The sequence below is a fragment of the Pseudomonas sp. Z18(2022) genome (assembly GCF_036346535.1).
Classification (GTDB): domain Bacteria; phylum Pseudomonadota; class Gammaproteobacteria; order Pseudomonadales; family Pseudomonadaceae; genus Aquipseudomonas; species Aquipseudomonas yamanorum_A.
The window spans coordinates 1-12483 of record NZ_JAOTOA010000030.1 but is presented as its reverse complement, the minus strand read 5'-3'; the positions used below and the strand labels follow the sequence as shown (position 1 = coordinate 12483).

The following is a 12483-nucleotide window of genomic DNA, read 5'->3' as shown; positions in this document are numbered from 1 at the left end:
CTTGATCCCAGGCCTCTACGTCGCGGTTTCGACCCTTCCGGCGTACGCACTGCTTATGAATTCACTACCTCCTGTCCTTGTTGAATTGCGCGCGGCAACCGCTGCACTGCATCGACGCCTCGATACCCGGCTGCCTTTTTCCCGCATGGACCTGGCGCTTTACCGCGAGCTGATGAGCGCCTACTACGGCTTCTATCAACCGCTGGAGCGCGCCCTGGCGCCCTGGGGAGAAATCATCCCTGGCTTGGAATGGGGACGGCGCAGCAAAACCCCGTATTTGCAGGCGGATTTGCTGGCGCTGGGCCTGGAAAACCCGCAGATCGACGCCTTGCCGATATGCCCCGAACTGCCCGCCATTACCAACGTGGCCCAAGCCTTGGGCGCCCTCTACGTGCTGGAAGGCGCCACCCTCGGCGGCCAGGTGTTGCGCAACCTGATCGAGATCAAGATTGGTGTTGGCTCCACCAACGGTGGCGCGTTCATGAATGTGTACGGTGCTGAGACCAGCGCCCTGTGGCAGCGCTTCCTCGACTGCCTGTACCCACTGCAATCCCCCGCCGAACGCCTGGAGGCGGTAAGCGTCGCCGAGTCGACCTTCCTGTGTTTCGAGCAGTGGCTGGACCATTGCGGGGTGCTGCGATGACCACGCTTGATACGCTGATAGACGATTGCGCCAGTGAGCCCATCCACATTCCCGGTTCGATCCAGCCCCACGGCCTGCTGTTGACATTGAGCGAGCCGGCGCTTGAGGTGCTGCAAGCCAGCAGCAACCTGACCGTGGCATTGGGCCTGGACGCCGAGCGCATTTCGGGCCAGGCCCTGGCCAGTGTGCTGGGCAGCAAGGCGGCGGCGCAGGTCGTCCTCGCCTTGGCCGACCTGGACGCCGACGCAGATGAACTGCACCAACTGACGCTTGAAGGCTACGCCTACGACATCCTTTTGCACCGCCATCAGGGCCTGCTGTTTCTCGAGCTGGAGCGAGCCCTGACGGTTCAGCACAGCGCCGTGAGCCAGCTCGCCCGCACGCTGCGCCGGCTACAGTCGGCCAAGACCCTCGAAAGCCTGTACCAGGTCTGCGTCACCGAAATTCGCGCCCTGACCGGCTATGACCGGGTCACCTTGTACCGCTTCGAGCAGGAAGGCCACGGCAAGGTCATCGGCGAAGCCCTCAGCGACGGCATGCAACCCTACCTGGGGCTGTGTTTCCCCGCCTCGGACATTCCGCCCCAGGCCCGCGAGTTGTACCGGCTGAACTGGATCCGCGCGATCCCCGACGCCGAGTACCAGCCGGTGCCGATCCTGCCGGCCCTGCGCCCCGACACCGGCCAGCCCCTGGACCTCAGCTTTGCCGTGTTGCGCAGCGTGTCCCCGGTGCACTGCCACTATTTGAAGAACATGGGCGTGCGGTCCTCCATGAGCATTTCGCTGCTCAAGGATGACCAGCTCTGGGGCCTGATCACCTGTGGTCACCGTGAGCCGTTGCGCGTGCCCCATGAACTGCGCACGGCGTGCACCAGCGTCGGCCAACTGCTGTCGATGCAGATCACTTTGCTCCAGGAGAAGCAGGAGCGCGGCCAGCAACGCGAAAAGGCCGCCATGGTTGAAGAGTTGGTGGCGGCCATGACGGCAGATCAGTGCGATGTAATGGAAAGCCTGCTGCCGTATGCGCAATCGCTGCTGAACCTGACTGCCGCCGGTGGCCTGGCGATTCTGGTGGAAGAGCGCCTGCATGTGTTCGGCGTTTGCCCCACGCGGGCTGAGATCCACGAGCTGTACCGGTGGGTGCGCGGGCAAGGCAAAGGCGTGGTGCACAGCCATCAGCTGTCTGCGGACTTTCCCCCGGCGGCGGCCTATCAGGCCCATGCCAGTGGCCTGTTGGCGTTCTGCCTGCCCAAGCCGGTAGACAACGCAGTGATGTGGTTTCGCCCGGAGGTTCAGTCGACGGTGGAGTGGAGCGGCCAGCCGATCAAACACCAGGAACCGGGCGGCACGACGTTAAGCCCGCGCCTGTCGTTTGAACTGTGGAAGCAGCAGGTTGACGGCAAGGCGCTGTATTGGACACTGTCGCAATTGCAGGCGGTGGAAAACCTGCGTCGCAATGCCCTGGAGCACGACCTCGCGCGCCAGGTGCAGCGTGAACATGAGGCCGTACGGGCGCGTGATGAGCTGGTGGCCGTAGTCTCCCATGACCTGCGCAGCCCGCTGACCATCCTGCTGATGCAATGCGGCATGATGCGCAGCATGCTGCCCGCCGCAGACAACAAGACCAGCCGGCGCCTCTCCAGCGCGATTGAGACCATGCAAAACGCTACATCCCGCATGAACACGCTGCTGGAAGACTTGATCGATATCTCGCGCATCGAGGCCGGGCGCTACAGTGTTTCGCTGCAACAGCTGGATGTGGCGGCGACCCAGGAACAGATCTGCTCGATGTGGCAGCCGCTGGCGGCAGCCAAGGGCGTTGACCTGACATGGCGTTCTGCGCCAGGGCTGTGTGTGCAGGCCGACCCGGAGCGGTTGTTCCAGGTGTTTTCCAACCTGTTGGGCAACGCCCTGAAATTCACCCCGGCGGGCGGTGTGATCGAGGTGATTGCCGAGGCTGACGGTGACGATGTGTTGTTCCGGGTGTGCGACAACGGCATCGGCATCGACCCGGCGCAACTGCCGTATATCTTCGATCGCTACTGGACCTCCCGCGAGGGCAACCCCACCGGCAGCGGGCTGGGGTTGTACATTTCCCACGGCATTATCGAAGCCCATGGCGGCACCCTGTGGGCCGAAAGCGTGGCGGGGCAGGGCAGCGTGTTCAGCTTCAGGATTTTGGCTGGGGGTTAAGGCTCAGCAATTCGAAGATCGCCTCAAGGGTGACCTGGGGTGCTTCCTGGGGAATATTGTGGCCCACGCCGGCCAATACCTCGCGCCGGTAAAACCCGCTGAAGTTATCCAGGTCGTCATCTTCAACCGGCGCCGGGCCCACGCCGTCATCGGCGCCGCACAACGAGATGCTCGGCACCGAAATCGGCGGCGGTTGCACCAGCGCCTGCTCGATGCTTTCCAGCGCCGGGTCACCCGGTGCGTACATGAAGCGGTGGCGGTAGGAGTGGACCACCACCTCGACAAAATCCGGGTTATCAAACGAGGGAGCGGTCTGGCCATACAGGCTCGGCCCCTCGGCCCAGGACGGCGACCAGAGCGCCCACAGCAACTGGCAGAACTCACGCCGGTTGGCGGTCAAGCCATCGACCCCGCGTTGGGTGTGAAGGTAAAACTGATACCACAGCCGATGCTCTGTTTCCGGCGCCCGGGGCCGGGTCGAGGCGGCAATATCCTGAATGTTGTAGCCATCGCCGGTCACCAGCCCGTGCACCCGCTCAGGCCACAACGCCGCGACGATACAGGCGGCGCGTCCGCCCCAGTCATAGCCCACCAGCGTGGCTTTTTCGATGGACAGGGCATCCATGAAATCCAGCAGATCCTTGGCCAGCGCCGCTTGTTGGCCGGAGCGCATTACATTGGCGTCGATGAAGCGGGTCGGGCCATAACCCCGCAGGTACGGCACCAGCACCCGGTAGCCACGCCCGGCGACTACCGGGGCGATCGCGTCGTAGCCGCGTGGGTCGTAGGGGAAACCGTGCAGCAGGATCACCACCTCGCCACCTTCCGGGCCATGGGCCTCGTAGGCGATATCGAGCATCGGTGTGCGGATGTGCAGCAACTGAGCGAGGGCAGACATGGAGGCTCCGAGGATGGAGGGAAAGTGGTGGAACTGTAGACCAAACGAGTGACCAAACGTCATCCGAAAGGCTGCAATTGCTTTACTTGTCTAGACGATCACCCAGCAGCCCCAGGTTTTGTTGGTTGTACTCTTGCTGTGAGATGGCGGTGAGTCGTTTGGGGCCGCTTCGCGCCCCAGCGGGAGCAAGCTCCCTCGCCACAGTTGGGGGGCAGGGTTAAATTTCTGCGCGGGTGACGATGTGCTTGAAGTGATGCCGCCACAAATCCGCCCCCAGTTTTCCTGAACGGTCCAGCGACGAACCCACGGTCAAATCGCTGATCAGTGTGGGTTGCAAGCCGGCATCAAACAACGCAAACCCGGCCGCCAATACACAGGTGTCGGTTTGGATGCCGCACACCAGTACCCGCTCTGGCGCGAGGCTTTTCAGGTGGCTGAGGGTCTCGGGCGTGGGGGCGTAGCCGTGCTTGATGAAGATATGGTCGGCGGCGATCAGGCTGTTGTCATCGGGCGCAGGTTGCCAGCCGAGTTGGCGGGCGAACGGGGTGATGCTTTCGTCGTGACGCTCGACGGTGGCCACTGACGGCATCCGGCCCAGCAGGGCGTTGATGCCGTCCACCAGCCAGTCGGGCGGAGCGAAGGAGGGTTGTACGTCGATGATCAGTAAAACCTGGCGCATTGGAATCCTGGCTGGGATCGAAGGGCCACGCATTGTGCATCGGGAACACTTCGTCTCCAAGTCTGGCGCGGTCTTTGTGGGAGCTGGCTTGCCTGCGATGGCGGTGGATCAGCTCATGCATCAATGACTGAAACACCGCCATCGCAGGCAAGCCAGCTCCCACAGGGTTACTCATTTGTGGTCAGAGGGGGTACGGCCTTAAGGCTGCCAAACCGTTTTCTCTCCGCTCAACTTGCGGTCCAGGAAGGTCGCCGCGCTGATCAGCGCCAAATGGCTCAACGCCTGTGGCGTGTTCCCCAAATGCCGTGCCTGGTTATCAAACTCTTCGGCATATAACCCCAGCGGGTTGGCATAGCGCAGCAGCTGTTCAAACTCCAGATGCGCCTTCTCCACTTGCCCGGCCCGGGCCAGGCATTCCACGTACCAGAACGAACACGCGGCAAACGCGCCTTCGGTGCCTTGCAGGCCGTCGATCTGGCTGTCGTCGTTGCGGTAGCGGTACACCATGCCGTCACGCACCAGGCTTTTCTGGATGGCTTCAAGCGTCGATAACCAGCGCGGGTCCGTTGCGGCAACGAAGCGCACCAAAGGCATCAACAACATCGAGCCATCCAGCGCGGTGCTGCCGATATGCTGCACAAAGTGCCCGCGTTCTTCGTTCCAGAAATTGCTCCAGATGTCTGCGTAGATTGCCTGGCGGGTCTGGTCCCAGCGGGCAAACGGTGCCGGCAGCGAACGCTTGGACGCCAAGCGAATCGCCCGATCCAGGGCCACCCAGCACATCAGTCGTGAATGCAGAAAATGATGCTGCTCGCCGCGCATTTCCCAAATGCCAACGTCTTTGTGGTTCCACGTTTCGCAGACCTGATCCGCCACTTCCACCGTGTGTTTCCAGCCCTCGTGGGAGATGGCTTCACCGTATTTGTTGACCAGGTACACCGCGTCCATCAGCTCGCCGTAGATATCCAGTTGCACCTGGTCGTAGGCCTCGTTGCCGATGCGCACTGGTTGCGCGCCGCCGTGGCCGCTGAGGTGGCTCAGTTCGGTTTCCGGCAGTTCCTGGCGGCCGTCGATGCCGTACAGGATGTTGATTTTCATCGGCTGGTCGCAGCAGTCGCCCACGCGGCCTTTCAACCAGCGCATGTAGCCGTTGGCCTCCTCGATAAACCCCAGGCGCATAAAGGCGTAGACGGTAAACGAGGCGTCGCGGATCCAGGTGTAGCGGTAGTCCCAGTTGCGTTCGCCGCCGGGAGTTTCCGGCAGGCCGAAGGTGGCGGCGGCAAGGATGGCGCCGTGTTTGCGCGAGGTCAGGAGCTTCAGGGCGAGGGCCGAGCGATTGACCATCTCGCGCCAGCGTCCACGGTAGTTGGACTGGGCTATCCAGCCACGCCAGAATTTCAGGGTGCGTTCCAGGCACAGGTCGGTGCAGTCGTTTTTCACCCGCGCATCGTCCAGGCCGCCGAGGACAAATTCGGCGCCTTCTTCCTGGCCCAGGTCAAAGGTCGCGATGGCGGCGTCGCCATCGAGCTGCATGGCGTGGCTGCCGGCCAGGCGCAGGCCGGGTTGGCCGTCAGCTTCAAAGCGCACGTCTGCGTCATCCAGGGTGGCGCGGGTCTGGGCGCGTGCGTAGTCATGACGCACCGCGCAGCGCAGGTGAAGGGTCGCCTTGCCGCTGACCACCCGCACGCGGCGGATCAGGATCGGCAGGTCGTCGACGTCTTCGCTGATGGTCAGGAAATCGGTGACTTCCACCACCGCCTCATCGCTCAACCAGCGGGTTTGCAGCACGTTGGTGTCCGGCAGGTAGATCTGCTCGCGGCGGGCGTCGGGCAGGTCCGGCGTGAGCTGGAAAATCCCGGCGGCGGGGGAGTCCAGCAGCGAGCAAAAGATCGACGGGCTGTCGAACTCCGGCCAGCAGAAAAAATCGATGCTGCCCTTGTCATTCACCAGCGCCGCGCTGCGCATGTCGCCAATGATGCCGTGGGCATCGATAGCACTTTGTGGTTCGTTTTTCAGATCAACCATTGCCACGAAACTCCGGATAAAGGCTCATGCCGCCATCAATAAACAAGGTGCTGCCCACCACGTAGTCGGAGGCATCACTGGCCAGCCACACCACCGCATTGGCCACGTCTTCGACGTCACCCACGCGGCCATAGGGAATCAGTTTGAGCAGCTCCACCTCGGCCGCGCCTTCGGTGGCAGCGCGGTTGATGGCCGTGCGAATCGCCCCCGGCGCCACGCCGTTGATGCGGATGCGCTGTTGGCTGACTTCCTGGGCCAGGGTGCGCATCAGCATTTCCACGCCGCCCTTGGACGCGGCGTAATTCACGTGCCCGGCCCATGGAATCACCTGGTGCACCGAACTCATGTGGATGATTTTTCCGGCGGCCCGGGAAACCCCTTCGCGGATGCCCTGGCGATTGAAGATACGCAGGGCCGCGCGGGCGCAGAGGAACTGGCCGGTGAGGTTGACGCCGATTACCGCGTTCCAGTCGTCGAGGCTCATGTCGACGGCGGCGGCGTCTTTTTGCATGCCCGAGTTGGCCACCAGAATGTCCAGGTGCCCGAATGCTTCCAGGGTTTGCGCAAACAGCCGTTCCACATCGGCCTCTTTCGACACGTCGGCACCAATCGCAATCGCCCGGCCACCGTTGGCATTGATCTGCGCCGCCAAGGCTTCAGCCGGCGCCGCCTGGGCGTTGTAGTTCAGCACCACCGCGGCTCCGGCCTCGGCCAGGGCCTTGGCGGCCCCCGCGCCGATTCCGGAACTGGCGCCTGTCACCAGCGCCACTTGTTGCTCCAACGAAATACGCATCGCCCACCCAACCTTTTTCAGAGTGTCCAATCAGCTGACTGATGGCGTGGGCCACAAGTTCACCGGCTGTCTGAAATGCGACGATGGCTGTCTATATCTATCGTTTTCGCCACAGGGCTTTTCGCTAGAATCAATGCCTGATTGACGCGAGACCTGAGCCGATGAACAGCCAACCCCGCCCGTGGCTTGAAGCCTATGCCGACAACTACCGCAACGATGACGTGGTGCATCCCCATTGCCACGCCCAGGCGCAACTGATCCACGGGGTGTCCGGGGTGATGGTGGTCAGCACCGCCCAGGGCAGTTGGCTGGTGCCGTCCGGGCATGCGCTGTGGGTGCCCGCCGGCACCCCGCACGAAATCCGCATGGCCGGCGAAGTGCATATGCGCACGCTGTTCCTGATGCCCGAGGCGGAGCCGGGATTGGGGCGCACCTGTCAGGTGATCGAAGTGTCGGCGTTGCTGCGGGAGCTGATCGTCGCCGCGACCCTGATCGCCGGGCACAGCAGCCCGCGCCTGCAGGCCATGGTCGAGTTGATCCGCATGGAGCTGCTCGCCGCGCCGGTGGTGGCGATGCACGTGCCGGTGCCCGGCGAGGCGCGGCTGGCCCGGCTGTGCACCCATTTCATCCGCAACCCCTCCGACGACAGCAGCCTGGAATCCTGGGCCGACAGCCTGAACATGAGCGCCCGCACCCTGAGCCGGGTGTTCCAGCGCGAGTTGGGCATGAGCTTCGGCGAATGGCGCAAGCGTGCCCGCTTGGCCTTGAGTTTGAAGCTGCTGGCCCAGGGCGTGTCGATCCTGGAGGTGGCACTGGAGCATGGGTATCAGAGCCCGAGTGCGTTCAGTGCGATGTTTCGCAAGTCGTTGGGCTACCCACCGAGTCATTTTCGGCCGGGGGCGTAGTGTTGCGTCATGTAACGTTGTTGTCCGTTTAGCGACGATACATGGCCCTGACGCGGGCGAATCGGATAAGCCACCTGCCTAACCTGCAAGGCTCCTTCTTGAGCGAGCCTTGTGATGCACAGCCCTTTCTTTCATCCATGGATACCCATCGCGCTGTTGAGCGTGCTGGCCGGGTGCAGTGGCGTGCCCGGCGAGCCGTCGACGGTCACGGCGACGCCTGCGCCGCAGCTTTCCGCCGAATCGGCCGAGCCGCTGCCCGCCCGTTGGTGGCAGCTGTACCGCGACCCGCAGTTGGACGCTCTGGTGGCGCGCGCCCTGCGCCAGAACAAAGACCTGGAAGCCGCGGCCGCCCACGTCGACGCGTTGCTGGCGCGGCTGGAACAGGTGGACGGCGAGCGCCTGCCGTCCACGTCGCTGGACTATGGCCTGGCCTACGGTCGCAGTCGGGATGACCAGACCCTGGCCCAGGCCACCCACGGCCATGCCGGTGCGGAATGGAGCCACACCCCCGAATTTTCCCTGAGCTACACCCTCGACCTGTGGGGCGAGGTGCGTTACCGCATTGCCGCGGCCCGGGCGGATGCCCAAGTGGCGCGGGCGCTGGAAGACGAATTGCGGGTGACGGTGGCCGCGCAGATCGCACGTGCCTATGCCCAGGCCTGCGTCTACGGCTTGCAGGAACAGGTGCAGTCGCACTCGGTGCAGTTGCTGGAGCAAAGCGTCGCGGTCACGCAAAAGCTGCAAAAAGCCGGCGCGGCGACGGAGCTGGACTTGAGTCGCCTGCAAGGCCTGCTGCAAGAAACCCGCGCGCCGTTGCCGATGTTCACGGCCCGGCGCAGCAGTGCCTTGTATGAGTTGGCCGTGCTCAGCGGGTTGCCGCCGGAGCAGGTCACGCCTCACAGCTGCGCCCAAAGCCCGCAACTGCAGGCGCCGTTGCCGGTGGGCGAGGGCTGGGCGCTGGTGCAACGGCGGCCGGATATCCGCCGCGCCGAGGGCCAGTTGCGCTCAGCCACATCGACGGTGGGCTTGTCCCGTGCCGAGCTTTATCCGCGGATTACCTTCGGTGCGATGCTCGGTTCGTCTGCCAGCAGCCTGGGCAAACTGGGTGACCATTACGCGACCGTTTATTCCGTCGGCCCGTTGGTGTCCTGGCGCTTTCCCAATCGGCAGATCGCCAAGGCGCGGGTCAAGCAAAGCCAGGCCGAAGCGCGCCAGGCCCTGGCACAGTTTGACGGTACGGTGCTCAACGCGCTGAAGCAGGTGGAGCAGGCCATGGCCTTGTACCAGGGCGAGCAGCAGCGTCGCCAGGCGCTGGCCGCTGCCCTGGACAACAACCGTCGCGCCTTTGACCTGGCGTCCCGCGGCTACCACGCCGGCGCGCTGGATGCCCTGCAACTGCTGGACAGCGAACGCAGCCTGGTGGGCCTTGAAGCCCGCGTGGCCGAGTCCGACCTGCGTTTGATCAACCGCCAGATCGACCTGTTCCAGGCCCTCGGTGGCGGCTGGCAGCGTGACGATCCAACCGCCCCCTTATCTGTCGCTGTCAATGGAGCCACACCATGAACCAGGCTGTTGAACCTATTCGCCTGACCGTTATGCAACGTCATCGTCGCGCCCTGGTGACCACTGCCTCTCTCGCTACGCTGGTAGGGCTCGCCGCCTTTGCCGGGTATTGGTGGCAGTGGGGGCGCTTTCTCGAAGAAACCGACGACGCCTATGTGCGTGCCGATTGGGTCGCCATCAGCCCACGGATCGCCGGGTATGTGGCCCAGGTGCTGGTGGAAGACAACCAGCCGGTCAAGGCGGGAGATGTGTTGGTGCGTATCGACGACCGAGATTTCACCGAGCGCCTCAACAGCGCCCAGGCGCAACTGCAACAGGCGCAGGCAGCCGCTACTGCACAACAGGCCTCGGTGAAAACCCTCGACGCGCAAATGAGCGAGCAGCAGCAACGCATCACCCAGGCGCGGGCCGCCTTGAGCAGTGGCGAGGCCGAAGCCCGGCGCGCGAGGCTCGATTACCAGCGTTATCGTGAATTGGTCGCGCAACAGGTGGCCAGCGCCCAGCACCTGGAAACCGTCAGCGCCAGCCAGGCGAAGGCCCAGGCGGCGATGGCGCAAGCGAACGCCCAGGTAGCGCGCCAGCAGGCGCAGTTGCAGGTCTTGCAGGCGCGTCGGCAACAGGCCCAGGCGCAGATCCTTGAGTATCAGGCGCGCGTTGGCGAAGCCGAGTCCAACCTGGCCCTGGCCCGTAATGCGCTGAAGGACACCGAGATCCGCGCGCCGTTTGACGGTGTGGTGGGCCAGCGCAAGGTGCGGCGCCAGCAATACGTGATGCCCGGCCTGCCGCTGTTGGCGGTGGTGCCGGTGGAGCAGGCGTATGTGATTGCCAACTACAAGGAAACCCAGTTGCAGCACATGGCGCCCGGGCAGCCGGTGGAGATCGCCGTCGACAGCTTTTCCGGCGCGCACTGGCACGGCCAGGTGGAAAGCATCGCCCCCGGTTCCGGCGCGGTGTTCGCGCTGTTGCCGCCGGACAACGCCACCGGCAACTTCACCAAGGTCGTCCAGCGGTTCCCGGTGAAGATCCGCCTGGAGCCCGGCGAGGCGCGGGTGCTGCCGGGCATGTCGGTGATTGCCACAGTGGACACCCGCCCGGCCGCCCGCCAGGAGCACGTTCATGGAGGCTGAAGGGCGTGTGTCGTTTCGCGCCTGGGTCGCGGTGATCGGCGGGCTGTTCGGCTGCTTCATGGCCGGGATGAACGTGCACGTCACCAGCGCCGCACTGCCGGAAATCGAAGGCGCACTGGGGGCGACCTTCGAGGAAGGCTCGTGGATTTCCACCGCCTACCTGGTGGCCGAAATCATCATGATTCCCCTCACGGCGTGGCTGGTGCAGGTGTTCTCCCTGCGCCGGGTGATGCTGTGGGGCTCGGGGATATTCCTGGTGGCCTCGGTGGCGTGCTCACTGTCGCCGAACCTGCAAGTGATGATCCTGATCCGGGTGGTGCAAGGCGCGGCCGGGGCGGTGCTGATTCCGCTGTCATTCCAGCTGATCATCACCGAACTGCCGGCCAGCAAGATCCCCTTGGGCATGGCCTTGTTCAGCCTGGCCAACAGCGTTGCCCAGGCCGCCGGGCCGTCGATTGGCGGCTGGCTGACCGACGCGTATTCCTGGCGCTGGATCTTCTACCTGCAACTGTTCCCGGGGATCGCGTTGCTGGCGGCGGTGGCCTGGTCCATCGACCGCCAGCCGATGCAACTGGGCCTGTTGCGCCAGGGCGACTGGCTGGGTATCGGCTGCATGGTGCTGGGCCTGGGTGCGTTGCAGATCGTGCTGGAGGAGGGCGGGCGCAAGGACTGGTTCGGCTCGAACTTTATCGTATGGATGACGCTGCTGGCGGTGGTTGGCTTGATCGGTTTTGTGGCGCGCCAGTTGTGGGGCGCCCACAGCTTTATCAACCTGCGGCTGTTGGGGCACTACAACTTTGGCGTGGCCAGCGTGGCGATGTTTATCTTCGGCGCCAGCACCTATGGCCTGGTGTTTTTGGTGCCCAATTACCTGTCGCAGTTGCAGCACTACAACGCCAGCGAAATCGGCGTGAGCCTGATCGCGTATGGGATGGTGCAACTGATCATGGCGCCGTTTCTGCCGCGCCTGATGAAGTGGGTCAGTGCCAAGATGCTGGTGGCCTCGGGGTTTGCGATCATGGCCCTGGGGTGCTGGATGGGGGCGCACCTGTCGGCGGACAGCGCGAGCAATGTGATCGTGCCTTCGATCGTGGTACGGGGCATGGGGCAGCCGCTGATCATGGTGGCGTTGTCGGTGCTGGCGGTGCACGGGCTGGCCAAGGCGCAGGCCGGGTCGGCGTCGGCGGTGTTTTCGATGCTGCGTAACCTGGGGGGGGCGGTGGGTACAGCGCTGCTGGCGCAATTGGTGGTGGTGCGTGAGAAGGTGCATTCGGCGCGCATTGGCGAGTCGGTGACGCTGTTTGACCCGGCCCTGCAAGCGCGTTTGCCCGATGGTGGGGTGCTGCAGGAGCAGTTGCCGGGTCACCAAGTGGTGTTGAGCCTGTTGGACCAGAGTGTTCGGCACCAGGCGTTTTTGATGGCCTACAGTGATGCGTTCTTTCTGGCGTGTGTGGGGTTGGCGGCGTGTGCGGTGGCGGCGTTGATGTTGCGGCGTACCTAGGGTCAATTCTGTGGTTGACTTTGGGTGTCTGAGGGGTTGAGTACATATCCGTTATTTGGGTTGTTGCTGATATGGGTTCCGCTCTTACAGCGGCTCACTTTTGAAAAGCGCAAAAGTAAGCAAAACGCTCTTGCCCCACCACTCGGCCCCTCGCTAG

At 63.8% G+C, this 12483-nt stretch carries 10 protein-coding genes; 6 read left to right on the top strand and 4 right to left on the bottom strand.

Annotation, left to right across the window (positions count from 1 at the left end):
• Window positions 1-55 precede the first annotated feature (55 nt).
• Together V3W39_RS30980 and V3W39_RS30975 are read left to right on the top strand one after the other, a co-directional pair.
• Window positions 56-643, top strand: coding sequence for a biliverdin-producing heme oxygenase (locus V3W39_RS30980; protein ID WP_177048726.1), 588 nt, complete (start codon window positions 56-58; stop codon window positions 641-643).
• Complete coding sequence (locus V3W39_RS30975; protein WP_177048725.1) at window positions 640-2835, top strand: ATP-binding protein; 2196 nt, start codon at window positions 640-642, stop codon at window positions 2833-2835. Before V3W39_RS30980 ends, V3W39_RS30975 begins: the two co-directional genes overlap by 4 nt.
• Here the strand turns inward: V3W39_RS30975 and V3W39_RS30970 are convergent.
• The 4 genes from V3W39_RS30970 to V3W39_RS30955 all read right to left on the bottom strand — a co-directional run bounded on the left by V3W39_RS30970 (window position 2813) and on the right by V3W39_RS30955 (window position 7230).
• Complete coding sequence (locus tag V3W39_RS30970; RefSeq protein ID WP_330213995.1) at window positions 2813-3733, bottom strand: alpha/beta fold hydrolase; 921 nt, start codon at window positions 3731-3733, stop codon at window positions 2813-2815. The genes V3W39_RS30975 and V3W39_RS30970 overlap by 23 nt on opposite strands.
• Window positions 3734-3950: 217 nt before the next feature.
• Window positions 3951-4412, bottom strand: coding sequence for a cysteine hydrolase family protein (locus V3W39_RS30965; RefSeq protein WP_330213994.1), 462 nt, complete (start codon window positions 4410-4412; stop codon window positions 3951-3953).
• A gap of 198 nt (window positions 4413-4610) precedes the next feature.
• Entirely contained in the window at window positions 4611-6437 is a 1827-nt protein-coding gene (locus tag V3W39_RS30960; protein WP_330213993.1) for a glycoside hydrolase family 15 protein, read from the bottom strand.
• Window positions 6430-7230 carry an SDR family oxidoreductase gene (locus V3W39_RS30955; RefSeq protein ID WP_177078190.1) on the bottom strand — a complete coding sequence of 267 codons (801 nt, stop codon included), beginning with the start codon at window positions 7228-7230 and terminating at the stop codon, window positions 6430-6432. The genes V3W39_RS30960 and V3W39_RS30955 overlap by 8 nt, the downstream gene beginning before the upstream one ends.
• Before the next feature lie 161 nt (window positions 7231-7391).
• Here V3W39_RS30955 and V3W39_RS30950 point away from each other — a divergent pair, with 161 nt between their 5' ends.
• The 4 genes from V3W39_RS30950 (at window position 7392) to V3W39_RS30935 (ending at window position 12326) form a co-directional block, all read left to right on the top strand.
• On the top strand, window positions 7392-8135 hold the full coding sequence (locus V3W39_RS30950; RefSeq protein WP_177115630.1) for an AraC family transcriptional regulator: 744 nt from the start codon (window positions 7392-7394) through the stop codon (window positions 8133-8135).
• A 114-nt stretch (window positions 8136-8249) separates the two neighbouring features.
• A complete protein-coding gene (locus V3W39_RS30945; protein WP_330213992.1) occupies window positions 8250-9698 on the top strand; it encodes a TolC family protein in 1449 nt (482 codons plus the stop codon).
• Entirely contained in the window at window positions 9695-10825 is a 1131-nt protein-coding gene (locus V3W39_RS30940) for an HlyD family secretion protein (RefSeq protein ID WP_330213991.1), read from the top strand. The genes V3W39_RS30945 and V3W39_RS30940 overlap by 4 nt, the downstream gene beginning before the upstream one ends.
• Window positions 10815-12326 (top strand): MDR family MFS transporter, encoded by a 1512-nt coding sequence (locus V3W39_RS30935; RefSeq protein ID WP_330213990.1) that lies wholly within the window; start codon window positions 10815-10817, stop codon window positions 12324-12326. The genes V3W39_RS30940 and V3W39_RS30935 overlap by 11 nt, the downstream gene beginning before the upstream one ends.
• The last annotated feature ends 157 nt before the right edge of the window (window positions 12327-12483 follow it).